Source organism: Streptosporangiales bacterium, from assembly GCA_009379825.1.
Taxonomy (GTDB): Bacteria; Actinomycetota; Actinomycetes; order Streptosporangiales; family WHST01; genus WHST01.
In genome coordinates this window covers 1-24,537 of the sequence record WHTA01000024.1, presented here as the reverse complement: position 1 = coordinate 24,537, position 24,537 = coordinate 1, and the positions used below count along the sequence as shown (strand labels likewise).

Sequence of the window (24,537 nt, the reverse complement as noted above, 5' to 3'; positions counted from 1 at the left end):
TAGGAGGCGCCATGCGCGAAGGGGCTGACGGGCTCGTGCGGGCAGGTTCGCTCGCGGAGGTACGCGAGCGGGTGGGCAGGCAGTTGGTCGGCAGGCGGCGTGAGCTGGATCTGGTGCTCGCCGCGGTTGCGGCCGGGCGCGACATCGTGTTGGAGGGACCGCCCGGCACCAGCAAGACCACCATGCTCAAGGCGATCACGTCCGACTGGGGCATCCCACTGATGTTCGTGGAGGGCAACGCCGACCTCACCCCCGCCAAGCTCGTCGGCCACCACAACCCCGCGCGGGTTCTGCGCGAGGACTACAGTGCGGAGAACTTCGTCGAGGGGCCACTGGTCGCGGCCATGCGGCAGGGCGGCTTCCTCTACATCGAGGAGTTCAACCGTGCGCCGGAAGACACCGTGAACACGTTGCTCACGGCGATGGCCGACCGAGAGATCGTGGTGCCGCGGGTCGGCGCGATCGCTGCGGCGCCGACGTTCCGGGTGATCGCGTCGATGAACCCGTACGACAACATCGGCACCACGCGGCTGTCCACGAGCGTGCACGACCGGCTGTGCCGGCTGTCCGTGGACTACCAGGACGACGAGGCAGAACGCGGCATCGTCACGCTGCGCGCGGTCGACGGCGGGGCGGGACCGCATCCGCTCGGCGACCGGCTGGTGGCCGACGCGGTCGCGGTCACCAGGGCGACGCGTACCCACGAGGACGTACGGCAGGGCAGCAGCGTGCGCGGGGCGATCGACCTGGTGCTCGTCGCGCAGCAGCTCGCTGGACTCGCCGGCCTCGCCGGGTGCGACGACGAGCGCTACCCGGAGCTGGTCTTCGATGCCATGGTGGTCGCGTTGAGCGGTCGTATCCACCTGGACGAGGCGGCGGAGGTGACACCGGAACAGGTGCTGCGGCAGATCTGGGAGGACCAGTTCGTGCTGCGGCCGGCGATGGCGGCGCCGGGGTGAAGAGCCGTCGCCGCCGATTCGCCGGTGCAGCGGCAGGGGCCGCCCCGGCAGGCGCACGCAGCGCGGCCGTTGCGCAGGAAACCGAAACAGCTGACGGAGGAACCGATGCTCTTCCAGCAGGCCAGGACCGGCCGTGGTGGCCTGGTGCTGACCGGCAAAGGTGACCGGTCCGCCAGGCAGCCGCGCGACGGCGGCGGCACGGCGGCCGGTTTCACCGAGGAGAGCGCGGAGCTGGTCCCGTTGCCCGCGGAGGGGCAGGGGCCCGACCCCGCGGTGCGGGCACGCGCGCGGCAGATCGCCGCCCGTCTCGCCGTACGTCGGCCGCGCCGCGATCCGGGCGCGCGCCGCGGCAGCGGTGAGCTGGCGAGCGTCAGGTACCGCGGTGGGTCGGACGACGTGGACCTGGACCGTACGCTCGAGGTGCTCACCAAGCGGCCGGTGCCCGACGACGAGGACATCGTGGTGCGCGAGCGGGGCCGTACCAGGCGCAGTGTGGTGCTCGCCGTAGACGTCTCCGGCTCGATGCGCGGCGAGCGGGTGCGTACGGCCGCGGCGACGGTCGGCGCGTTGAGCGCGGACCTGCGCAGGGACGACGTCGCGGTGATCGCGTTCTGGTCCGACGCCGCCGTGCTGTTGGAGCTCGGCCACCGGTTCGAGCCGCTCGCTCTGCTCGACGCACTGTTGCGGATACCGGCGAAGGGGTTGACCAACGTCGCGTTCCCGTTGCAGACGGCGGCCAGGCAGCTCGCGCGGGTACCGGCGAGGGACGCACGGGTGGTGCTGCTGTCCGACTGCGTGCACAACGCCGGGCCTGACCCGCGGCCGCTCGCCGGCCGGGTGCCGCGGTTGGACGTGCTGCTCGACGTCGCGGGGGAGCACGACGTCGAGCTCGGCAGGGAGCTGGCGGCTGCCGGCCGCGGCCGTGTGTTCCGGGTACGCACCCACCGCGACGTCGCGCCGGCGTTGGGCGAGATGTTCGGTGACTGACGAGTGGAGGTGGCGGAGATGCCGACCGTAGTGGCGACGATCTGGCCGAAGGCGGAGCACCGGCAGGCGGTCGTCGACGTGTTCCGTGCCGTCGTACCGAAGGTGCACGAGGAGGACGGCTGCGAGCTGTACGCGTTGCACGAGGCCGACGACCGGCTGGTGTTGGTGGAGCAGTGGACGTCAGGCGACGCGTTGCAGGCGCACCTGGACGGTCCCACCATCGTTGAGCTGAACGCGGGGCTGAACGGCAGGACCGAGCGGCAGGCGGACGTGGTGATCATGTCGCCGGTGCCGCTCGGCGACCCAGGCAAGGGCGTCGTGGTCGGATGAGTGCGACCGGCAGGTACCGACATCTGTTCTCGCCGCTGCGGATCGGTCCGCTGACGGTGCAGAACCGGGTCGTGTTCTCCGCGCACCTGACGAACTACGCGACGGAGGGGCGACCGAGCGAGCAGCACGCGGCCTACTACGCCGCGCGCGCCGCCGGCGGTGCCGGCTTGATCGTCACCGAGGAGCACTCGACGCACCCCACAGACTGGCCGTACGAGAAGCTCATCCACGGCTTCGATCCCGCGGTTGTGCCCGGCTACCGACGGATCACCGGCGCCGTGCACGCGCACGGCGTGCCCATCCTCGCGCAGCTCAACCACAACGGCGGCCAGGCGTCCAGCATGTACTCCCGGCTGCCGGTGTGGGCGCCGAGCCCGGTGCCCGACCCGCTGTTCCGTGAAGTGCCGAAGGCCGTGGAAGAACACGAGATCGCGGAGATCGTCGCCGGCTACGCGCGGGTGGCCGGGCACTGCATCGCCGGGGGTTTCGACGGCGTCGAGCTGCAGTGCTCGCATTCCTCCATCGTGCGCGGTTTCCTCTCGCCTGCGACCAACGAGCGCACCGACCACTACGGCGGTTCGCTGCCGAACCGCGCGCGCTTGCTGCTGCAGCTCGTCGAGGCGGTACGCGAGGCGATCGGCAGCGACCGCGCGCTCGGCGTGCGGTTGTGCGGTGACGAGCTGATCGACGGCGGCACCACGATCGACGAGGCCGTCCAGGTCGCGCGGATGGTCGAGGCGACAGGAGCGGTCGACTACATCAACACCTCGATCGGCGTCGCGACGGCCACGCTCTACATGATCGAGGCGAGCATGCAGGTGCCGCCGGGGTACGCGATGTACATCCCGAGCGCCATCCGCGCGGCCGTCGACCTGCCGGTCGTCGGCGTCGGCCGGTTCAAGGACCCGTTGCAGGCCGAACGCGCGCTTGCCGCAGGGGAGTGCGACCTGGTCGGTGTGGTGCGCGGGCAGATCGCCGACGCCGAGTTCGCCGCGAAGGCACGGTCCGGCCACGCGACGCAGATCCGCACCTGCCTGTCGTGCAACCAGGAGTGCGTAGGCCGGATGGGGCTGAACCGCTGGCTCGGCTGTATCGAGAACCCGCGTACCGGAAGGGAAGCCGTACCACTGCCGGCGCCGCGGCGCCGCGGACTGCGAGTGTACGTGGTCGGCGGCGGCCCTGGCGGCCTGCAGGCAGCGGTCACGGCCGCCGAGCGCGGCCACCACGTCACGCTGTTCGAACGGCACGATCGGCTCGGCGGGCAGGTGCAGGTGGCGGCGAGCGTGCCGAGCCGCGCCGAGTTCCTCGACATCGTGCGCAACCTGATCGCCGCGGCCCGGGAAGTGCGTGTGGACGTGCAGACCACCCACGAGGTGGACGCCGACTTCCTGCGCGCCGAACGCCCGGATGCACTGGTGCTTGCAACCGGTGCGCGTCCCGCCGAACCGTGGTGGGCGCAGGGCAACGAACGCGTCGTGGACGTACGCGACGTGCTGGAGGGCCGGCAGGCGCCGCAGGGCACGGTCGTGGTGATCGACGAGCTCGGCTTCCACCAGGCGACCTCGGTGGCCGAGCTGCTCGCCGACCGCGGCTGCCGGGTGGAGGTCGTCACCAGCGGCATGGTGGTCGGCCAGGACCTCGGCATCACCTTGGACCTCGAGACCTGGAACATGAAGGCGCACCGGCTCGGCATCCGGCAGGCCACCGACCTGGTGCCGATGGGCGTCGCAGCGCACGCCGACGGCGGTGTGACGCTGACACTGCAGCACCACCCGACGGGCACCGACCGCACACGCGACTGCGACTGGGTGGTGGTCGCCGGGCACCAGCAGCCGGCGGACGAGCTGTGGCAGGCAATGCGCGACGCGGACTTCCCCGTGCACCGCGTCGGCGACTGCCTGACGCCGCGGCGCGCGCACGCGGCCGTCGTCGAAGGTCAACGGGTGGCGGTACGGCTGTGACAGCTGCCGACCGGCCGACGGTGACCGCGCCAGGCGGCGCGGTAGCCGTCGTGTACGCTCGCGACGGTTCACCTCCGGTCGGCGCGGACGAGGCGGTCGCGGAGGCCGGTGGTGCCGCCGTCGTGGTCGGCGACGGCGCCGCGGACGCGGCCAAGCAACTGCGTACCGCGCGCCAGGTGTGGTGGCGGGAGACCGGATCCGGGCTGCGGGTGCGGGCGGTGGCCGCGTCGCTCGCCGACGCCGTAAGGGACGTGCCGCTGGTGGTGTTCCCCGCGTCGCCTGACGGCAGGGACCTCGCGCCGCGGCTGGCGGCGTGGTTGGACCGCCCGTTGCTCGCCAACGCCGTGCAGGTCGACTACGACGCCGCGACACATACGGTGCGCGCGCAGCTGTCCCGGCTGGACGACCGGTGGCAGGTGCCGGCAGCGGTTGCCGGCGCCGCGGTGGCAACCCTCGTACCTGGCGTGCGTGCAGTGGAGGAGACCGGCGACGCGCCCGCACCCGTGCCGCTCGACACGGCGGCGCCGGCGGATGACGGCGACGTCGAGGTCGTCCGTGTGGTCGACCCCGACCCGGCGACGATGGACCTCGGTGACGCGACCCGGGTGCTCGCCGCGGGTGCCGGGCTGACCGCGGCCGGCAGCAGCGACGAGGCGGCCCGTGCGGCGTACCGGCTGCTTGCCGAGGTCGCGGCGGCGCTCGGCGCGTCGGCGGGTGCCACCCGGGTGGTCACTGACGCCGGGTGGATGGACTACGCCAGGCAGATCGGCACCACCGGCGTGACCGTGCACCCTGACCTGTACGTGGCGCTGGGCATCTCCGGCGCCAGCCAGCACGTCGGCGGGATCGTGGAGCCGCAGCGCGTGGTGAGCGTGAACACCGACCCCTCGTGTCCGATGACCGCGATGGCCGACCTGGGTCTGGTCACCGATGCCAGGGCGTTCCTGGTGGAGCTGGCCCGCCGGCTCGGCGTCGCGGTGCCTGCGGAGGTGGAGCATGGTTGACGAAACGGTCGATGCCGTCGTCGTCGGCGCCGGCCCCGCCGGTTCGGCGGCAGCACTGCAACTGGCCCGCGCCGGGCGCAGCGTCGTGTTGCTGGAACGCGGGCCGTTCCCCGGGTCGAAGAACGTCTACGGCGGCGTGGTGTACGCCCGGGTGCTCGACGACGTGATCCCGCGGTGGTGGGAGGAAGCGCCGGTGGAGCGCTGGGTCGTGCGCCGCTCCACCATGGTGCTCACGCCCACGCAGTCGATGGCCGTGGACTTCCGCAGCGAGGCGTGGGGCGCTGCGCCGTACAACGGCATGACCACGTACCGCGCGAACTTCGACGCCTGGCTCGCGGAGAAGGCCGTCGAGGCGGGTGCCCGGCTGGTCACCTCGACGGTGGCCACCGGCCTGCTGCGCGACGAGACGGGGCGCGTGGTCGGTGTGCGGACCGACCGCCCGGACGGCGACCTCAGGGCGAGGGTGGTGATCGCCTGCGACGGCGTGAACTCGTTCCTCGCCAAGGAGGCCGGGCTGTTGCCGCCGGCCGACTCGTCCACGCACACCCTCGGCGTCAAGGAGGTGCTCGGGCTGCCGCCTGAACGCATCGACGAGCGGTTCGGGCTGCAGCGGCACGAGGGGCTGGACATCGAGATGCTCGGGTGCACCAACGGCGTGCCAGGCGGCGGTTTCCTCTACACCAACAGCGACACGGTGAGCATCGGCCTCGTGCTCTCGCTCGACGGCCTGGTGCAGGCGCGCACCCGGCCGGAGGCGATCCTCGCCGACCTCAAGGCGCACCCGTCCGTTGCGCCGTACCTGCGGGGCGCGACGGTCAAGGAGTACAGCGCGCACCTGATCCCCGAGGGCGGCTACGACGCGATGCCGCGGTTGCAGCACGACGGTCTGCTTGTGGCCGGCGACGCCGCGGGCATGACGCTCGCCGCCGGGCTGTGGCTGGAGGGCGTGAACTTCGCGATCGGCTCCGGGCTCGCCGCCGGGCGTACCGCCGCGCAGGCCGTGGCGTCCGGCGACGTGTCGAGCCGTGCGTTGTCCGCGTACACCAGGCAGCTGAAGGGCACCTTCGTGCTGGTCGATCACAAGCGGCTGCGCGGTGCGCCGCGCCTCGTGTTGTCGCGGCGGATGCAGCAGCGCTATCCGGGACTCGTCGGCGACCTGGTGGAGGGGATGTTCACCGTGACGAACCCGACCCCGAAGCCGGGGATGCTCAGGCTGTTGCGCCGGGCGGCGAAGAAGCACGGTGTCACCATGCGCGAGCTGGCCGCGGACGCGCTGCGCGCGGCGAGGGTGTTCCGATGAACGAGCGCTGGTCGCAGCTGTCGTTCGAGGACCGGATGGCGACGGTGGAGTTCCGGGTCGGCGAGCGCGCCCACATCACCGTCGACTCCGACATCTGCCGGTCGTGCACCACGAAGGACTGCGTGGTGGCGTGTCCCGCGAACCTGTTCGCACCCACGGCCGACGGTGGCATCCTGTTCAACTACGAGGAGTGCTTCGAGTGCGGGACCTGCTACCAGGTGTGCAACAGCGAGGGGGCGATCACGTGGACGTATCCCGACGGTGGCCAGGGCGTGGTGTTCCGACGTGGCTGATGCTCCGCTGACGCCGCTCGTGGTGGCGTGCCTGCGGCACGCCGACCAGCGTCCCGAGGTGGATCCGCTGACGGCGGCGGTGACGCGTGCGCCGCGCACTGCCACCGCGTCGGCCGCGGACTGGGGCGCGCTCGAGCACGCGCTGCGGATCGCTGCGGCGTGGTCCGGCCGGGTGCTCGCGGTCGCTGCCGGCACGCCCGCGGCGGAAGACACACTGCGGCAGGCCGCGGCCGTCGGCGCCGAGGTCCTGCGGGTGGAGACCTCTGGCAGCTACGTACGCGACATCGCCGGCGACGAGCGTGCGCTCGCGCAGGCGATCGTCGCCGGCGTGGGCACGGTCGGTCAGCCGGCGTTGGTGGTGTGCGGCGACCGTTCCGATGATCGCGGCACCGGTGCGCTGCCCGCGTTCCTGGCGCACGAGCTGGACGCTGCGCAGGCGCTCGGACTCGTGCGGCTGGCGGTCGACGGTGACCGGTTGCAGGGCGAGCGCAGGCTCGACGGCGGGCGTCGTGAGATCGTGCGGATTCCCCGCCCTGCGGTGTGTTCCGTCGAGGGCGGCGAACGCCTGCGACGCGCATCGCTGGCGGCCATCTTGGCCGCCGCGGACGCGACCGTGCCGGTGTACCGCGCAACCTCCGGCGAGGCCCCAGACGAGAGGCTGCGGCTCGGCCGGCCGCGCCCGCTGCGGCCGCGCACGCAGGTGGCGCGACCGCCGGCGGGCGACTCGCCGCGCGCCCGGGTGCTGCACCTCACCGGTGCGCTCGCCACGCACGAGCCGCCGACCGTCGTCGGGCCGACCGACGCGGCGACGGCCGTTGACGCGTTCCTCGAATTCCTCGATCGTGGCGGTTACCTACCGCAGGAGGACAGCCGCGAATGACCGGTACAGCCGTCGTGACCGGCGCCGCGCGGGGCATCGGGGCGGCCGTCGTGCACGCCCTGGTGGCCGACGGCTGGTCGGTGGTGGCGGTGGACCGGCTCGCCGACGACCCGGCACTGCCGTACCCGATGGCGACGCCTGACGAGATGGCTGCCGTCGTGCGCGACTGTGCCGACCCGGCCAGGGTGGCCACAGTGCAGGCCGACGTGCGCGACTGTGCCGACCCGGCCAGGGTGGCCACAGTGCAGGCCGACGTGCGCGACCTGGACGCACTCGCCGCCGCCGTCGACACCGCGGAGAGCACCTTCGGCGGTGTCGAGGCCGTCGTGGCGGCGGCCGGGGTGATCGCAGGCGGGGTCCCGTTGTGGGAGATGCCGCGGGCGCAGGAACAGGCGGTGCTCGATGTCGACCTCGGTGGTGTGCTCGCGTTAGCGCGGGTGGGGATTCCCGCCCTGCTGCGCCGACCGTCGCCGCGCCGGGGACGGTTCATCGCCGTGGCATCGGCCGCGGCGACCCGCGGACTGCCGATGCTCGCCGCGTACTGCGCGGCGAAGGCGGGCGTGGCCGGACTGGTGCGTGCGCTGGCCGCCGAGCTGGGTGACACCGGGGTGACGGCGAACGCGGTGAGCCCCGGGTCCACCCGTACCCCGATACTCGACGAGAGCGCACGTCTCTACGACCTGGTCTCGGCGGCGGAGTTCGCCGGCCAGCAACCGATGGCGCGGCTGCTCGACCCAGCGGAGGTCGCCGCCATGGTCGCGTGGTTGGCGAGCGCGCGGAGCAGCGGCGTCACCGGCGCCGTCGTGCCGGTGGACGGCGGGCTCGCGTTGTGAGTGCGGCAGAACCGAGCCACGTACCGTTGCCCGTCGGGTTCGGGGTCACCTTCGACCCGGGGGTGCGGTTCTTCCACGGCGGCACCGTGTTGTGGGGCGGGCACCCGTCGCGGGTGCTGAAGCTGACGACCGCCGGCCGGCGCGCACTCACCGCGTTGACCCGTGGCACGGTCACCGACCGGGCGACCGGCCTGCTCGCGCGCCGGCTGGTGGACGCGGGGCTCGCGCATCCGCGGCCGCCGGCGGCGCGGCCTTCTGTGACCGTAGTGATACCCGTGCGCGAACAGCACGACGACCTGGCGCGCTGTCTCGCCAGTGTCGGCACCGCGCACCCGGTGATCGTCGTCGACGACGCGTCACCCGACCCGGCGCCGATCGCTTCGGCCTGCGCGCGGTTCGGAGCACGCGTCGTGCGCCGCGCCGTGCCTGGGGGTCCAGCCGCGGCGCGGAACACGGCGCTGCCCGGCGTCGACACCGAGCTGGTCGCGTTCGTGGACAGCGACTGCATCGTCGCGCCGACCTGGTTGGCCGAGCTCGCCGGGCACTTCGCCGACCACATGGTCACGGCGTGCGCGCCGCGGGTCGTCGGCTGCTCGCGGCACGACGTCGACGGAGACTTAGTGCCGTCCCCGCTCGACATGGGTCCGCACGCCGCCGTCGTCGCACCGATGGGGCGGGTCAGCTACCTGCCGACCGCGGCACTGTTGGTGCGTCGTGCCGCGCTCGGCGGCGGCTTCGACGAACAGCTGCGCTACGGCGAGGACGTCGACCTGGTCTGGCGGCTGATCGATGCCGGCGGCCGGGTGCTCTACGACCCGACGGTGCGGGTAAGGCATGCCGAGCCGGAAAGTCGCCGGACGGCACTGGTGCGGCGGTTCCGTTACGGCACCTCGGCGGCGCCGTTGAGCCGCCGGCACCCGGGACGGTTGGCGCCGCTCGTGTTGCATCCGGCCACCGCCGTCGCCGTGGGACTCGCGCTGCTCGGCCGGCCGGCCGCCGCCACGCTGGCCGGGGCGGTGACGACCGGCTGGGTGGCCGCCAGACTCAGCAAACACGGAGTGCCGTGGCGCTTCGGGCTCCGGGTCGGCGGGAGGGCCGTCCAGCAGTCGTTCCTCGGCACCGCCCGCGCGGGTGTGCAGCTGTACCTGCCGCTGTTGCTGGCGCTGGCGACACTCCCGCGACGACAGCAACGGGCGGCGGCTCTCGGCCTGCTGCTCGCCGGCAGCGTCCCGCCGCGCGAAGCGACCGACCGCCTCGCGTACGGATTGGGCGTCTGGCGCGGCTGTGCACGGGAACACACCTTTGCCCCGGTGCGGCCGCTGGTGACGCGGGGACACCCCGGCGCGACGCCGTGACCTGCCACATCTGATAGGCGTGGCGGTCATGAACACCCAGCACCAGGCGACCACCTTCCCGCTGTGGCCATGCTACGCGTAGCGGTACGGCGTGAGCAGTTGATCCACGGGCGCGTAGTCGTCCGTCAGCATCCGGGCGTTGCGGGCGAGCGAGCCGACCTGTGGCTGGGTGGCCACGGTGAGCGGGTACTCGTGTCGGTCGGCGGCCCGCTCGATGGCATCGGCGGTCGGCACCCGGTCGCCGGCCAGGATGACGAAGTTCCCGCCCTCGGCGCCGTTGACGCCTCGCCCGGTGCTGATCACCGTGACCGAAGGGAAGACCGCGCGCAACGTGGCGATCTCGGCGGCCAGGAAATCCAGCGGCGGGTTGTCGATCACGTTGACCATGTACAGACCGTCCGGGCCGAGTACCCGTTCGACGTCCGTGGCGAACTCGCGCGTGGTCAGGTGCCACGGCACGCTGACGTCGCCGAACGCGTCACCGACCACGATGTCGTACGAGCCGGTCCGCTCCCGCATGATGGACGTCCGGGCGTCGTCGGTACGCACCTGCAGGCGAGGGCCGGTACGCAGCCCGAGCTGCTCGCGACCCAGTTCGAGCACGACGGGATCGACCTCGAAGACCTTGCTGTACGAGCCCGGGTGGGTCGCGGCGAGCCAGCGCGGCATGGTGAAGCCGCCGCCGCCGATGTGCAGCGCCCGCACCGGCCCGGTGGGCTGGTGCGCGTCGATGGCCGCGGCAAACCACTGGGTGTAGGCGAACGCGAGGAACTTCGGGTCGTCGAGATCCACGTAGGAATGCGTCAGGTCGTCGAGATACAGCACCCGCCCGCCGTCGCGGCCAGGATCCGGCTCGACGCGCGCGCAGTAGTACGCGGTCTCGTGGTCGCAGGTGCCTGGCAGCAGCACGAGACCACCGCCGGCCACGAGCGTGAGCACGACGCCGATGCCGGCCCACCGGGCCAGGCTGGCCAGCCGCACCGTGTACCACAGGCCGGCGAGCAGCAACGCGATGCCGGTGGCGCCGAGCACCCACGACACCGGCAGCGTGGCGAGGAGCACGAACCCGGTCAGGAACGTACCGACGAGCCCGCCGATCGTGCCGAGGGCACTGAACCTGCCGACGATGCTGCCGCTGCGGTCCAGCCGCCGCAGCTGGGTCTTGACGGCGATCGGCGGGATCGCCGCGAGCACGGCGATCGGCACGGCCGCGGCCGCCACGATCAAGGTCACGCCACCGAGTGGACCGGTGCCGCGTACCTGAGGACCGAGCGCCAACACGATCGGCCGCGCCACCAGCATGAGCACGCCGCCGACGAGCAGCAGCGGTCCGATCAACCGTACGGGCCGGTGGGTGTCGGCGGCGCGGCCGCCACGGTTGGCCCCGAGCGCGATCGCCGCCAGCGCGACGCCGATCGACGAGGTGTAGGTCTCGAACGTCATGCCGACGTAGGGTGCCGCCAACCGTACGGAGGTGAGCTCCGCGACCAGCACCGCCGCCGACGACAGCACCGCGGCAGCGATGGCTTCCGGCTGGTTCAGCCATCGCCCTGGCGTGGTGTCCGGTGGCTGCGTGGCCGCGCCGGTGTCGGGGTCCGCAACGCCCGCGGCGCTCTCCGCGTCGGCTGGCGGGGGCTCCTGCTGCTGATCATCCGGCACGACAGCCATCCTCGCCTATCCGGGGCGCGCCCGGGGACGGTGGCCGCCCACCGAGAGTAGCGTACGTATAACAGAACACATGTTCCTATATGCTAATCCTGACCGCACTCAGCGAGCTGAGGATGAGCATGGTTCAACGACGTGACCCTGCCCTGCTGACCCGGAGGCACCGTACGGTCGGGCGGGTCGCCGCGATCTTGGAAGCGGCGGCGATCGACGACGCGGGTGTGCGGCTGAGCACGCTCGCCGAACTGCTCGACGCGCCGAAGTCCTCTGTTCATGGACTGCTCAAGGGCCTGGTATCCGTAGGGTACTTGACGGAGGTCGACGGCGCGTACACGTTGGGGCCGGCACTCCACGCGTTGCTCGGCGCCACCGAGCGACCGCTGCTCGAGGAAGTCGCCGCCGGCACCATGCGCAAGCTGCGCGACGAGTTCGACGAGACGGTGCTCCTCGGCCACCGGATGGGCGACTCGATCGTCTACCTCGCCGCCGAGGAGTCGCGGCAGTTGATCAAGTACGTGCCGCGGATCAACACCAGGCGGCCGGTGCTGTTCACCAGCATGGGCAAGATCTACCTGGCCGAGCTCGACCGCGTCGACCGGGAGGCGTACGTAGCAAAGCGGGTCACGAACCAGCGCCGCCGCAAGGCGTTGCTCACCCAGCTGGACGAGGTCGCGAGGACGGGGATCGCGGTCAACCGCAACGAGACCGAACCCGGTCTCAGCGGCGTCGGCGCCGCCATCAGAGAACGCGACGAACTGATCGCCTGCCTGTCCGTATCGGGTCCCAGCGACCGACTGGTCCCGTTGCTCCCGCGCCTGTCGAAGGCCGTGAAGGCGGCCGCGAGCCGGGTGAGCGCGCAGTTGCCCTGACCGGCGTCAGGCGCACTCCACAGCGCCGGTTTCTGCCAGGTCGTCGATGTGGTCGGTGTCGAGAGCCAGGCGCCGGGCGAGCTCGGCCCTGGTGTGGGCGCCGAGGACGGGGCCAGGCGCGTCGGCCGCGGGGAGGTCGCCGTCCCTGCGCCACGGTAGCCGGGAGACCTGCAGCTGCCCCAGCCACGGTGCGCTGACGGTCGTGACGAGGTCATGACTGGTCCACGGTGCCGTCGGGAGGTCGGCGAAGCCGACCACCGGCTCGTCCTGAGCCAGTTCCCGCAATGCCGTACGCCGGCCGCGCTGCTCTCGTACGAGGTTCAGGCCGTTGGCGCACACCGCCGCTTCGAGCTGTGACAGCGTCACCGCCGTGCCGACCGCGCGCGTGCGCCGCGCGTACAGGCCGGCGAGTGCCAGCAGCAGCCCCTGGCTCGCCGCGTTCGCGTCGGAGAGGCCGTACGTCATCATGCCGATCGCCGGCTCGCCGTCGTACGCGACCAGGGCCTCGATGCCGGCGCCACCGGAGAGCACCGGCGCGTACGCACGCAGGCCGGCGGTGCTCGGATGCTCGCGGTAGCCGCGCATGGAGAGGTACACGCACTCCGGATTGCGTTCGTGCACCTGGTGTGCGGCGACGCCGAGCCGTTCCATCACACCCGGGCTGAGGTTCTCGATGATCACGTCAGCGCGCGCAGCGAGCTCGGCGAGCAGCCCGCGGCCGGCGTCGGTGCGCAGGTTGAGCCCGACGCTGCGCTTGCCGCGGTTCGCCGCGTGGAAGTAAGGCGTCACCTCGAGCGCGGGCGCCTCGTCGGGGAGCGTCAGGTGCGAAGGCCTGCCCCGCAGCCGGCTGTTGTCCGGGCGGGTCGAGCTCTCCACCTTGACGACGTTCGCGCCCAGGTCGGCGAGCGCGACCCCGACCGCCGGGCCGGACCACACCCAGGACAGGTCGAGCACCAGGAGGTCAGCGAACGGCGGCAGCTCGCGGGTGCCTGTCGCCTGACCCACGTCGAACGGTGCGGCCGGTGTGCGGACCGTCGTGCCGTCGACCGCAGTGCGGGTACGGTGCCGCACCGCAGGGTCGTGCAGCACCTCGTCAGGTCGCCGTACCGGACCGCCGGGGAACCCGTGCTGCGCGGCCAGCGCGACCAGGTCGGCGCGGGTGAGCTCGCGCAGCGACGGCGCGAGCAGGTCGTCCACCTCGGCCGGGTAGTCGCGGCCCATGGCGCGGAGGTCCTGGTACCGCGGCTCGTCCGCCCATGCCGGTGAGCCGACGGCGGTCATGAGGGCGGCCCAGTCCCGCGGGGTACGCCCGATGAGGCAGAACTGCCCGTCGGCGACGTCGAAGATCGAGTACGGGTAGCCGCCGCCGCTGCCGTTGGCCCGCCGCCCGGCCCGGTGCCACTGCGACTCGTAGGGCAGGTACAGGTTCGTGTTCGTGGCCACGCTCCAGGCCACGACGTCGACGCCGGCGACCTCGACCTCGGACGTGCCGTCCAGCAGCGCCGAGAGCGCGGCGCCGGCGAGGTGGCTGCCGACCATGTGCTCCAGGCAGCCCGCCGGCACCGGCAGGGGCTGGCGGTCCGGACTGCCGATCGCGATCGCCGCGCCGCCACGGGCGGCGAGTGCGCGCCCGTCCAGCTCGGCGCGCGGCTCGGATGCTGTACTGCTGCTCCCCGCGTAGCGCACGGTGACAGGTGCCTGCACGCCGCCGGTGTCTGCGCCGTGCTCCGCGATGAGGACGTCCGCCGTCGCCTGGTCGGCGAGTCGGTCGAAGTCGCCGAGCCACAGCCGTACGTCCTCGTCCTGGTCCGCCGTGCTGCGCACCTGGACGGTGGCGCCGAGCGTGGTGAACCACGAGGCTGCCACGAGCAGTGGCAGCGAACGGCCGGTGACCGCGACCCGAAGGCCGTCGAGCAGCTCAGCCACGCGCCGTGTCCTCGAGTGCGGGGGAGGCCGAACGCAGCTGTCCGATGACCGTTCCGTTGCGCCGCACGGGGAACACCACGTGCCGTTCGTCGTCGAGACACTGCACGAGACCGCTGTCGGTGGCCAGCTCACGCTCGGCGGCCTCGGCCAGTGACAGCACCGGGCTGACGGGCGCATCCGTGTCCGCGAAGAGCTCCAGCCAGGTGTCCAGGTCGTGCTGGGCGAACGCGCGGTGGACCAGCTCGTGCAGCTCGTCACCGTGCTGCAACCGTGCCTCGAGGCCGGAGAACCGGTCCGAGGCGAGGTCCGGCTCCACGGTGGCGAGCACGTGGCGGGTCGCCTCCCAGAAGCGTTCTTCGACGGCACCCAACGCGATCCACCGGCCGTCGCTCGTGGCGAAGGTGTCGTTGGTGGGGTAGAGGTGGCTGCGGTCGTCCGCCGTACGTTCCAGCCGGCGTCCGCCGCGTGCGGCGGCCCAGGAGGCCATCACGTCGGTCATGCTGACGTCGAGATGGCACCCCTCGCCGCTGCGGGTGCGGTCGAAGAGCGCAGCGACGATCGAGACCGCCGCGTAGCTCGCGGAGCCCAGGTCGGCCATGGGTGACCCGGGTCGCCGCGGTTCCTCGCCCCAGTGACCGCTGAACGAGAGCATGCCCGACTTGGCGAGGTAGTTGACGTCGTGGCCCGGCACCAGGCTGTCCGGTCGGTCCCTGCCGTAGCCGGAGACCGAGCAGTACACGATGCCCGGGTTCACCCCGCGCACATCGTCGTAGCCGATGCCGAGCCGCTCCACCACGCCGGGCCGGTAGCCCTCGATCACCACGTCGGCACCGCGCACCAGGTCGAGGAACTCCGTGCGCCCCTCGTCCGACTTCAGGTCGATGACGACGCTGCGCTTGTTCCTGTTGGTAGCGGCGAACAGGTCACCGCGGATGCTGCGCGCGCCGTCCCCGCCAGGTGGTTCCACCTTGACCACCTCGGCGCCCATGTCGCCGAGTACCTGCGCGGCCCAGGGGCCGGGCAACAGCTGTGACGCGTCGACGACCAATACGCCGGCCAGCATGCCCGGCTCCTGCATGGTGCGTCCTCCTGTAGGTCGGTGGTGGTGTTCGTATGCGGTCTACGTTGCCGCGGACCACTTCGGCTTGGGAGCGATGACGTCCCCGGTGACGTCCTCCTCGGGCCAGATGATCTCCTTCTTGCCGTCCTGCCACTGCGTGCCGACGTAGCGCAGGCCTGTCTGCTGGCCCTTCGCGTTCACCTTGTACGTGCCGGCGACGGTGTCGACCTCCTTGGTGGCCAGGTACTCGCGCACCTTGTCCGCGTCGTCGCCGCCGGCCTCGAGCGACTTCTGCGCCAGTTCACCCGCGCCGTACGCGGCGGCCGAGTGGTAGCTGGGCTCGCGGTCGAACATCGCCTGGTAGCCGTCGACGAACTTCTTGTTGCCCTTGGTCGGCAGCTGCGGCTCCCACGAAGACCGGCCGAGCACGCCCTCGGTGTTATCGCCGAGCGCCTCGGCAGTGACGCCGTCGGAGGACTGGATGAAGTGATAGGCGGACACGTTGAGCTTCTTGCTGACCATCTCCTTGGTCAGCGTGATGCTCGGTTCGTAGTAGCCACCCATCGAGATCGCGTCGGGTTTGAAGCTCTTCATCTTCGCGACGATCGAGCTGAAGCTCTGCACGTCGGACGGGTAGCTCAGCGACTGCACCTTCATCCCGTGCTTCGCGGCCTCCTTCTTCGCCCACTTCGCTGCGGCGACGGAGAAACCGATCTCCTCGTTGATGATGGTGATGCGCTCGTAGCCTTCCTCTTCCGCCACGGCGAGGAACGCTTCGTGGTCGTACGTGGAGCTGGGGAACGCCTGGAAGGTCCACTTCAACCGGCGCTTCTCCCACACCGCGGCCTCCGATGCGATCGTGCCGAGCATGGGTACCTGCAGCGACTCGACGACGGCCGCCATGGTGTCGGTGGAACCCGAGCCGTACGGACCGAGGATGAACGAGACGTCTTCCTGCTCGACGAGCTTGCGGGCGAGGTTCGCCGACGTCGCAGGGTCGCTCTTGTCGTCGCGGATGACGAGCTTGACCTTCTTGCCGTCCACGCCACCGCTCTTGTTCACCTGGCTGGCCCAGTACTTGTAGCCCTCCTCCACGTACTTCGCCGACGGCGCGAACTTGCCCGTCAGCGAGAGCACTGCACCGATCCGCATGGTGTCTTCCTGGGCAGCGCCCTGGCAGCCGCTCGCGGCCACCAGGGCCGCCATTGCGATAGCTGTCACGGCAAAGCGACGTTGCTTCATCTGACGCTCCCTTCCTATCCGCGTTCCGGTGGCTGTTCCGGCAACGGGAGTTGTGCGGCAGAGCCTTGCTCGCCGCCGAGATAGAGGTCGTGCAATAGCGAGTTGTGCAGTAGTTGTTCCGCTTCCGTGTCCACGGTGATCGCGCCGAGGTCGATGATGCAGGCGCGATCGGCGTACTCGAGACCTTTGGCCACGTTCTGCTCGACGAGCAGGATCGCGATGTCGGTCTGCTCGCGAATCGTGGCTAGGTCGTCGAAGATCTGGTCGACGAGCAGCGGGGAGAGTCCCGCGGTGGGTTCGTCGAGCAGCAGCAGGTGTGGCCGTGTCACCAGTGCTCGCGCGATCTTCAGCTGTTGGCGTTCTCCGCCGGAGAGGCCGCCGGCCTTGATGTTCGCCTTCTCGCCGAGCATGGGGAAGAGCTCCGTGCAGAAGGCCAGCCGCTCCCGCAGCAACGCCCGGTCACGAAGCAGGTAGCCGCCCATCTCGACGTTCTTCATGACGGTCATCTCGGGGAAGAGGTCCTGCCCCTGGGCGACGTAGGCGCAACCACGCGCGAGCATCTGGTGTGGTCGCAGCTTCGTCACGTCGTCGCCGCTGAGACGAACCGAGCCCTTCGTCGGTGCGAGGAATCCGCCGACGACGCGCAACACGGTCGACTTGCCTGCGCCGTTCGCGCCGATGAGCACGACGGTCTCGCCGGCGTGGACGGCCATGTCCACGCCGTGCAGCACGGTGAAGGCGCCGTAGCCCGCCTCGATGCCGTCGAGGCGGAGTACGGGGTCGCGGTCAGCTTCGCTCATGTCCCCTGCCCAGGTACTCGTCGGCGACGCGCTGGTCGGCACGGATCTCGACGGGTGAGCCGACCGCGATGACCTTGCCGTGGGCCATGCAGAAGACGCGGGTGCACAGCTCCATGAGGAACCGCATGTCGTGTTCGATGATGAGGAAGTGCGTGCCCTGCGCGGCGAGCTTCCTCAGGTGGTCGGCGATCTCGCGGCGCAGCCGCGGGTGGATCCCGGCGGCCACCTCGTCGAGGAGTACGAGCTTCGGGTCCCGCATGAGGGTGCGTGCCAGCTCGACCAGCTTCTGCTGACCGATGGAGAGCTCGCCGGCTCTCCGGTTGGCCACGTGCGTCAGGGTGAGCAGCTCGAGCAGTTCCTCTGCGCGTTCCTCGGCGGTCCGTTTGCGCAGAGCGGCACTGGCTGCGAGCAGGTTCTCGATCACGTCGAGCTGGCCGAACACCCGTGGGTGCTGGAACGTGCGGCCCAGGTCGGGAACGGTGCCGCGGCGGCGTCGTACGGCGGAACCTGTGATGGCGCCCGCCTGCGGCTGGTAGAGCCCGCTGACCGTGTTGAAGAGCGTCGTCTTACCCGAACCGTTCGGGCCGATGAGCCCCCACAGGTGGTGGTCGTCGGTGACGGACAGGCTCAGCTCGTCGAGTGCGCGCACGCCACCGAAGCGCAGGCTGACGTCGCGGACGTCGAGCAGCGTCTCAGTCACGGTTCCCCCTCTCCCGCAGCCGCCGCCACAACCGGGTCGCGAGATCGGCGAGCCCGTTGCGGGCGAAGAGCACCGCGACGACGAGGATGACGCCGAGCATGGCCAGGTGCAGCTCGGACCCCAGGCTCTGCAGCGCGTCCTGCGAGATGCCGTACACGGCGGCCATAACCAGCGGGCCGACGGTGCTCGCCGCGCCGCCGATGAGGGCCAGCACCAGTGGTTCGAGCGAGGTGCGCAGGTGGAAGACGTTCTGCGGGAACACGGTGGCAAGGAAGAAGCCGTGCACTGCACCGGCTGCGCCGGCGAACAGTGCGCTGGTCGCGAACGCGCCGAGCTTCAGCTGGACGGTCTTGACGTCGATCGTCCTGGCCGCCGTCTCGTCCTCCCTTATGGTCAACAGCCGCAGGCCGAGACGTGCCCGGCGCAGTGCGTAGACCAGCACCGAGGCGATGCCGGCTATCGCGACCATGGTGACGAAGAGGTCCTCCAGCGACACGATGGCGCGTGCGGCGAGCCCTTCTGACCCGCCGGTGATGGGCCCCGCCTTCTGTACGACGAGCAGCATGGCGGCCTGGAAGAAGATGGTGGCGAACGCGAACGCGATGCCCCGCAGTCGCAGGCTGGGCAGGCCGATCAGCACCGAGGCGGCAACCGCGGCCAGTGCGCCGGCGAGCACCGCCGTGAGCAGGTTCCCGCCCGCGTTCATCGCGAGGATGCCGGCGTAGGTGCCGATGCCGACGAGCGCGCCGTGTGCGAACGAGATGTAGCCGGTGAACCCGGACATCAGGTTCCACGACTGCGCGACGGCGGCGTAGAACGCCACTGTGTAGCCGACCGACAGTACGTGGGTGTCCACTCCCCACCACGGCAGCGACCCGGCCACGGCGGTCGCGAGCAGCAGGACCACCGCGCCGTAACCGCGCCTGCGGGAGCGCGTGCCGCCCGACGACCGCGGTGGCTCCTGCGCGGTGGCGCTGTCGGTCTTGCTCACTGACGTCATGCCGGCTCCAGCTTCTTGGCGAGCCCGCCCGGTCGGAGGAGGAGCAGTACGAACAGCAGCAGGTAGATCAGCAGTTGGGCCCAGGTGTCGTCGAGCACGTAGCCGAGCACGACTTGGAGCACGCCGATGCCGAGCCCTGCGTACACCACGCCGGTGAGACTGCCGAGACCACCGAGGACGACGACCACGAACCCGATGAGCAGCCAGCGCTGGCCGAGTTCAGGGGTGGTGACGAAGCTGGTGCTCAGCATGGCGCCGGCGGCGGCACCCAGGCCGCCACCCAGCGCGAACGCCAGTGCGTCGATCTTCACCAGGTTGATGCCGCACGCGGCGGCAGCGTCCCGGTGTTGCGCCACGGCACGCATGGCGCCGCCGGTGCGCGTCCACCGCAACAGGGCGCCGGCACCGAACAGGATGACCGCGCCGAGGATCAGCACGACGAGGTCGCGGAAGGCGACGCTCACACCGCCGATGCTCAGGGCGCCCTGGAACTGTGCCGGGTAGCTGCGGAAGTCACCGGTGAAGAAGTACGTGATCAGGCCGAGCCCGACCACGGACAACCCGTAGGTGAGCAGCAGTCCTTCCAGTGGTGGCCTGTTGCTGACCCGCGCGATGACCGTGCGCTGGACGCCGTAGCCGAGGACCAGGCCGACCGCTGTCGCCGCGACGACGCCGAGCAGCGGGGACGCACCCGTGCCGGTGACGAGGAAGTAGGTGACGTAGCCGCCGAGGGTGAGGAACTCGGCGTGCAGGAAGTTCACGACGCCCATCACGCCGAACACCAAGGCCAGCCCGAACGCGACGACGGCGAGCAGCGAGCCGAGTGCGACCCCGTTCACGAGCAACTGCAGCGCTGCAGTCATGGCGCGCATCCCTCGTCAGTGGGTCCGCTACGGACGCTCCGGTAGGACGACCACGGCGCTGCCGCGCGCCGACTCGTCGCCGCGGTGGTCGCTGGCGTGCAGCTCCAGGCGCACCCGCCGGGTCTCGGTGTCGACCTCGGCCACTGTCCCGCTCGCCGTGACCAGGTCGCCGATCAGGTTGTGCTTGCGCACCTGCACGTCGAGCTCGGCGAGGAACCCGTCGTCGCCCATCCAGTCCGTGACGACGTGCCCCATCCACGCGACGCGCTCGGGGCCGTAGTCGTACGCTCCGGGAACGCCGACCCGTTGGGCGAGGTCCTGGTCCCAGTGCACCCGTTCCGGTGGTTCAGGCACACCCCACTCGTTCGGGATGGCCAGCGCCGGGTGGTCCTCGTAGAGCTGGAAGGCGTGCCCGTGACTGCGTACGTAGAGCCCGCCCCAGCCGAGCAGGTACGACACCGCGGTGGTCGCGGTGTACGGCCCCTTGAGCAACGGAGGCAGCTCCTCGCCTACGGTCACCTCGTCGATGTAGCGGGGGCGGGCGCCGCGTCGCACTTCCTCCTGCTTGCGGTAGGCGGCGCCGATCTCGGCGAGCTGGTCGGCGTTCCAGCTGGCGGCCTCGGCCGACGCGCCGGAGTACTTCCCGCGTTCACGTGCCGCGTCGCGTTCGGTGCGGAAGCAGTACGACTCGGTGACGGCGACGGTCTCGCCGTCCTGGTCGGTGAACGTGATCTCGTAGACCTGCTGTACGGACCTGCCCGCGAACTTGCTCGGCCGTTCGATCAGGTCCTTGAGTTTCGCCGTGCCTCGCAGCCGGTCACCGGCGCGTAGCCGGCGCAGCCAGCGGAACGTGGTGCCGGCGAACATGGCATGCACGCCGGGGAGGCCGCTGACGTAGCCGCTGAGGATCTTGTCCATGGCGAACAGGGCGGTGGGCGGAGCGAGCATGCCGTGCGGTGTGGCGGCTGCGTAGTCGCGGTCGATCCACAGCGGGTTGCAGTCGCCGATGCCGTACGCGAAGTGCCTGATGGCGTCCGCGTTGAGCTCCTCGATGTACGGCTGTCCGCGACGCACCTGCCGGCCGATCGATTGGCGTAGTTGGTCGAGCGCCTCGTCGGTGATCCGGCCAAACGTAGTCGCGAGCTCCATCGTCTCCGACATCTACGCTCCGTCCTTATATAAGAACCCGAGTTCTGCATGAAGAAGTTCTCTGACGGTAAGGCGCGGCGTGGTGGGCGTCAAGGTCTTCGAGTTGCTAGCTGCTGTGTGCTTGCTCTTGACGACCATGCGCACGCCCAACAACACTCGTTCTCGAATACATACGATACTTCGTATATACGAACCTCGAACGGGTGTGACGGATGGATAGCTGGCCGCGTTACGCCACCGCTGCTGAGGCGGTGACGGAGTTCTCCTGGGACCGGTTGTGGGCGGCGTTCGATGGGAACCAGACCTGGCTGAACATCGCGCACGAGTGCTTGGACCGCCATCCGGCCGGCGAGACGGCGGCGCGGATCGCATTCGCCGGCGGCAGGTACGACGAGCCCACGTTCGGTGATCTCAGCAGGCGGTCGGCGCAGTTCGCGCACTACCTGGCGGCCCGTGGGATCGGGGAAGGCGACCGGGTCGGCGTGATGATGGAGCCGTCGCGGGAGTTCTACGCGGCACTGTTCGGGGTGATCAAGCGAGGTGCGGTCGCGGTGCCGCTGTACACCCTCTTCGGCCCTGAGGCACTGCGCGACCGGCTGGACGACTGCCACGCGAGCTGCGTGATCGTGGACGCCACCACGAAGACGGCGGTCGAGCACCTGGACTGGCAGTACGTCGTCTTCGACGACGCCCTGACCGGCGAACTGGACACCCACCCGAGCGAGTACCGCACGACCACGAAGCCGGACGACACGGCCGTCCTGCAGTACACGTCCGGTACGACCAGGCAGCTGCCCGAGGCCGTACGGCACGAGCACCGTTCGGTCGTGACGCTGATGCGTGCCGCGCTGTTCGGGTCGGGCATCGTGCCTGGGGACAGGTTCTTCTGCCCGTCGTCACCGGCGTGGGGACACGGGCTGTGGCACGGCACGATCGCGCCGTGGTCGCTCGGTGTGGCCGTGGGCGCCTGGTCGGGCCGGTTCGCGCCCGACCGCCTGATCGACGCGCTCGTGCACTTCAGGATCACGAACTTGGCGGCGGCGAGCACGATCTACCGGATGATCCTGCGGTCCGGGCGCGCAGGTGAGCTGCGTCACCTGGTGAAAGCGTCGTACACCGGCGAGGAGCTCGATGCGGCGGCGCAGCTGGCTTTCACGGATGCGACCGGGGTGGCGCCGTGCGGGATCTACGGCACGACGGAGACCGGGGTGATCGTGGTGAACTTCCCCGGCTTCCCCGACCACGAGCCACGGCCAGGTGCGCTTGGCAAGCCGATGCCGGGCTGCCGGGTCACCGTACTCGGCGACGACGACACACCTGCTGCGGTCGGCGTCACGGGGGAGATCAGCGTCTTCCGCCGCGGCGGCTGGCTACGGGCCAAGGACCTGGGGTCGATCGACGCCGACGGTTACCTGCACTACGCCGGCCGGGCCGACGACGTCATCATCTCTTCCGGCTGGACGATCAGCCCGTTGGAGGTCGAGCGGGTGCTCCTCACCCATCCGCAGGTGACCGAGGTGGCGGTCGTCGGCGTACCCGACGAGACCAGGGGTCACATCGTCAAGGCGTTCGTGGTCGCGTCGGGTACGGCGGACGAGCAGCTCGTCACGGCTCTGCAGCACCTGGTGAAGACCGAGCTGAGCCCGCACGAGTACCCCAGACAGGTCGAGTTCGTCACCGACCTGCCCAAGACGCCGAACGGCAAGACCAACCGCCGTGCACTCCGCGACGCGGAGGCCGGGGCAGCGGGCGTCAGCGACCGGTGAACTTCGGCGGCCGGCGTTCCGCGAACGCGGTCGCGCCCTCCTGTGCGTCCGCCGAGGTCCATATGTGCTCGACGAGCCACGCCTGCCTGGCCCACTTCTCGTCCGCCGGCCAGCTGCCCGCACGGGTGAGTACGTCCTTGCTCGCGACGACGCCCAACGGTGCGTTGGCGACGATCGTCGCGGCGAGATCCAGCGCCGCAGCCAACGCCTCACCGGGCTCGGCGACGACGTTCACCAGGCCGAGGTCGTGCAGCCGCGGCACCGGCACCTCGTTGCCGGTCAGTGCCATCTCCATCGCGACGTTGCGCGGTAGTCGCTCCGGTAGCCGCAGCAGTGCGCCGCCGTCGGCCACCAGTCCGCGCTTGACCTCGGGGATACCCACCGTGCGTCGCTTGCGGCGACGACGAGGTCGCAGGCGAGCGCCACCTCCAAGCCGCCGGCGAGCGCGAACCCCTCGATCGCCGCGAGGAGCGGCTTGCGCGGCGGCTGCCGGACGAGCCCGGCGAACCCGCGCTCCTGGTGCTCGCCGGTCTCACCGGCGAGGAACGCCTTCAGGTCGAGGCCGGCGCAGAAGCCGCCGCCGGCTCCGGTGAGTACCGCCGCCCGCAGCGACTCGTCCTCGTCCAGCTGGCCGAACGCGTCGGCGAGCTGGTCGGCGACGGCGTCGTTGATCGAGTTGCGGGCCTTCGCGCGGTCGATGGTGACGACCAGCACGCCGTCGGCCGGCCGCTCGCGACGGACCAGTGGTTCTGTCATGCGTCCTCCCGGACGAGTGTGGCGTTGCCGATCCGAACGGTGGATACGGGGCTGCCGGCCACGGTGAGACGGTCGATGCCCGCCACGTCGGCCGGCAGCACTTCGAGCACCCTGCCGTGCCACAGGTACTCCGTCCCGTGGTCGCCCTGCCTTACGTCCGCGCCGAGCACGTCATGGAAGAGCCGGCGCGACAGCTCGGGGTCCGTGGAACGCAGCGTCGTCGACCGCAAGGTGGCGGTCGGGCCAGGCTCGACGTCCCACATGAAGTCCCACCAGGTGGGGTCGGTGCCCTCCCTGTTGTTCGGCACCCACGACGGGTCGCGGTCGCGGGTGGCGAGCAGCTCCTCGACCGGCGGGTAACCCACCGAGGAGTCGGCGAGCTGGATCACCACGCCGTGCACGGCGTCGGGGAAGATGAACGTCTCCCGCCACGGCGGGTGGGCGAGGTCGGTGCTCACCAGCGTGAGTCCGAGCTCCGTCACCTGCCTGATCGCCTGCTCGACGTCGGGCACGACGAAGGTGAGGTGGTGCACTCCCTCGCCGTGCCGGTCGAGGAACCGTTGCAGGAAACCGCTGCCGCGAGGCTGTCGCACGAATGTTGTGCCTGCTGGCTGGCCGGTCGAGGTCGGTCCGCGATTCGGGCGAGCGGTGGGGCTGTCAGGCCGTCCGGTAGGTCTTCAGCAGGTTGTGGGTGGCGTAGATGAGCTTCCATTCGCTGTCCGCCGCTGCGAGCCCTCGACGGAAGAGACTTCGGATCCTGCGGTTGTGCTTGATCTGGGCGAATACGGGCTCGATGCTGGCGGCTCTCTTCTTGTAGGTCTTGCGACCTCTGGGGGTGT

23 protein-coding genes and 1 pseudogene are annotated in these 24,537 nt (G+C 70.9%); 12 read left to right on the top strand and 12 right to left on the bottom strand.

Translation table 11 applies throughout. The features are described 5' to 3' along the window. The first annotated feature begins 11 nt into the window (after positions 1–11). The 10 genes from GEV07_14020 to mftF all read left to right on the top strand — a co-directional run bounded on the left by GEV07_14020 (position 12) and on the right by mftF (position 9,902). Positions 12–959, top strand: a complete 948-nt coding sequence (locus GEV07_14020; GenBank protein MQA03781.1) for an AAA domain-containing protein — start codon at positions 12–14, stop codon at positions 957–959. Positions 960–1,028: 69 nt separating this feature from the next. Further along, positions 1,029–1,946 (top strand): VWA domain-containing protein, encoded by a 918-nt coding sequence (locus GEV07_14015; protein MQA03780.1) that lies wholly within the window; start codon positions 1,029–1,031, stop codon positions 1,944–1,946. A gap of 18 nt (positions 1,947–1,964) precedes the next feature. Further along, positions 1,965–2,276, top strand: a complete 312-nt coding sequence (locus GEV07_14010; protein ID MQA03779.1) for an antibiotic biosynthesis monooxygenase — start codon at positions 1,965–1,967, stop codon at positions 2,274–2,276. Then, the gene (locus tag GEV07_14005; GenBank protein ID MQA03778.1) at positions 2,273–4,237 is read left to right on the top strand and encodes a mycofactocin system FadH/OYE family oxidoreductase 2; all 1,965 of its coding nucleotides are present in this window, start codon (positions 2,273–2,275) and stop codon (positions 4,235–4,237) included. Before GEV07_14010 ends, GEV07_14005 begins: the two co-directional genes overlap by 4 nt. Continuing rightward, positions 4,234–5,241: an electron transfer flavoprotein subunit alpha/FixB family protein gene (locus tag GEV07_14000; GenBank protein ID MQA03777.1), complete on the top strand. Its 1,008-nt coding sequence runs from the start codon at positions 4,234–4,236 to the stop codon at positions 5,239–5,241. Before GEV07_14005 ends, GEV07_14000 begins: the two co-directional genes overlap by 4 nt. Next, positions 5,234–6,541, top strand: coding sequence for an FAD-dependent oxidoreductase (locus GEV07_13995; GenBank protein MQA03776.1), 1,308 nt, complete (start codon positions 5,234–5,236; stop codon positions 6,539–6,541). Before GEV07_14000 ends, GEV07_13995 begins: the two co-directional genes overlap by 8 nt. Further along, positions 6,538–6,834 (top strand): ferredoxin, encoded by a 297-nt coding sequence (locus GEV07_13990; GenBank protein ID MQA03775.1) that lies wholly within the window; start codon positions 6,538–6,540, stop codon positions 6,832–6,834. The genes GEV07_13995 and GEV07_13990 overlap by 4 nt, the downstream gene beginning before the upstream one ends. Then, positions 6,794–7,714, top strand: coding sequence for a putative mycofactocin-associated electron transfer flavoprotein (locus tag GEV07_13985; GenBank protein MQA03774.1), 921 nt, complete (start codon positions 6,794–6,796; stop codon positions 7,712–7,714). Before GEV07_13990 ends, GEV07_13985 begins: the two co-directional genes overlap by 41 nt. Beyond that, positions 7,711–8,547: an SDR family mycofactocin-dependent oxidoreductase gene (locus tag GEV07_13980; protein ID MQA03773.1), complete on the top strand. Its 837-nt coding sequence runs from the start codon at positions 7,711–7,713 to the stop codon at positions 8,545–8,547. Before GEV07_13985 ends, GEV07_13980 begins: the two co-directional genes overlap by 4 nt. After that, positions 8,544–9,902: a mycofactocin system glycosyltransferase gene (mftF, locus tag GEV07_13975; GenBank protein ID MQA03772.1), complete on the top strand. Its 1,359-nt coding sequence runs from the start codon at positions 8,544–8,546 to the stop codon at positions 9,900–9,902. The genes GEV07_13980 and mftF overlap by 4 nt, the downstream gene beginning before the upstream one ends. Before the next feature lie 72 nt (positions 9,903–9,974). On the opposite strand, the gene GEV07_13970 is transcribed toward mftF, so the two are convergent. Beyond that, entirely contained in the window at positions 9,975–11,444 is a 1,470-nt protein-coding gene (locus GEV07_13970; GenBank protein MQA03771.1) for a hypothetical protein, read from the bottom strand. A gap of 206 nt (positions 11,445–11,650) precedes the next feature. Here GEV07_13970 and GEV07_13965 point away from each other — a divergent pair, with 206 nt between their 5' ends. After that, complete coding sequence (locus GEV07_13965; protein MQA03770.1) at positions 11,651–12,436, top strand: helix-turn-helix domain-containing protein; 786 nt, start codon at positions 11,651–11,653, stop codon at positions 12,434–12,436. 6 nt (positions 12,437–12,442) lie between these two features. Here GEV07_13965 and GEV07_13960 read toward each other — a convergent pair whose 3' ends face one another. The 8 genes from GEV07_13960 to GEV07_13925 are packed head-to-tail and all read right to left on the bottom strand — an operon-like array spanning position 12,443 to position 21,188. After that, positions 12,443–14,494 carry a hypothetical protein gene (locus GEV07_13960; GenBank protein ID MQA03769.1) on the bottom strand — a complete coding sequence of 684 codons (2,052 nt, stop codon included), beginning with the start codon at positions 14,492–14,494 and terminating at the stop codon, positions 12,443–12,445. Beyond that, a complete protein-coding gene (locus GEV07_13955) occupies positions 14,355–15,440 on the bottom strand; it encodes a CoA transferase (GenBank protein ID MQA03768.1) in 1,086 nt (361 codons plus the stop codon). Before GEV07_13955 ends, GEV07_13960 begins: the two co-directional genes overlap by 140 nt. Positions 15,441–15,482: 42 nt before the next feature. Then, entirely contained in the window at positions 15,483–16,664 is a 1,182-nt protein-coding gene (locus GEV07_13950) for an ABC transporter substrate-binding protein (protein MQA03767.1), read from the bottom strand. A gap of 14 nt (positions 16,665–16,678) precedes the next feature. Continuing rightward, complete coding sequence (locus GEV07_13945) at positions 16,679–17,464, bottom strand: ATP-binding cassette domain-containing protein (GenBank protein MQA03766.1); 786 nt, start codon at positions 17,462–17,464, stop codon at positions 16,679–16,681. Then, positions 17,451–18,164, bottom strand: coding sequence for an ATP-binding cassette domain-containing protein (locus tag GEV07_13940; GenBank protein ID MQA03765.1), 714 nt, complete (start codon positions 18,162–18,164; stop codon positions 17,451–17,453). The genes GEV07_13945 and GEV07_13940 overlap by 14 nt, the downstream gene beginning before the upstream one ends. Beyond that, the gene (locus GEV07_13935) at positions 18,157–19,164 is read right to left on the bottom strand and encodes a hypothetical protein (GenBank protein MQA03764.1); all 1,008 of its coding nucleotides are present in this window, start codon (positions 19,162–19,164) and stop codon (positions 18,157–18,159) included. The genes GEV07_13940 and GEV07_13935 overlap by 8 nt, the downstream gene beginning before the upstream one ends. Further along, on the bottom strand, positions 19,161–20,036 hold the full coding sequence (locus GEV07_13930) for a hypothetical protein (GenBank protein MQA03763.1): 876 nt from the start codon (positions 20,034–20,036) through the stop codon (positions 19,161–19,163). Before GEV07_13930 ends, GEV07_13935 begins: the two co-directional genes overlap by 4 nt. A gap of 18 nt (positions 20,037–20,054) precedes the next feature. Then, the gene (locus GEV07_13925; GenBank protein ID MQA03762.1) at positions 20,055–21,188 is read right to left on the bottom strand and encodes an acyl dehydratase; all 1,134 of its coding nucleotides are present in this window, start codon (positions 21,186–21,188) and stop codon (positions 20,055–20,057) included. A gap of 200 nt (positions 21,189–21,388) precedes the next feature. Here GEV07_13925 and GEV07_13920 point away from each other — a divergent pair, with 200 nt between their 5' ends. Further along, the gene (locus GEV07_13920) at positions 21,389–22,942 is read left to right on the top strand and encodes an AMP-binding protein (protein MQA03761.1); all 1,554 of its coding nucleotides are present in this window, start codon (positions 21,389–21,391) and stop codon (positions 22,940–22,942) included. Here GEV07_13920 and GEV07_13915 read toward each other — a convergent pair. The 3 genes and pseudogenes from GEV07_13915 to GEV07_13905 all read right to left on the bottom strand — a co-directional run. Further along, positions 22,929–23,698: pseudogene (locus GEV07_13915) on the bottom strand (crotonase/enoyl-CoA hydratase family protein). The gene GEV07_13920 and the pseudogene GEV07_13915 sit on opposite strands and share 14 nt — an antisense overlap. After that, the gene (locus GEV07_13910; GenBank protein MQA03760.1) at positions 23,695–24,291 is read right to left on the bottom strand and encodes a hypothetical protein; all 597 of its coding nucleotides are present in this window, start codon (positions 24,289–24,291) and stop codon (positions 23,695–23,697) included. The pseudogene GEV07_13915 and the gene GEV07_13910 overlap by 4 nt, the downstream one beginning before the upstream one ends. 64 nt (positions 24,292–24,355) lie before the next feature. After that, positions 24,356–24,537 (bottom strand): IS1182 family transposase (locus GEV07_13905; protein ID MQA03759.1); only part of this gene is annotated, 182 nt, incomplete at its 5' end.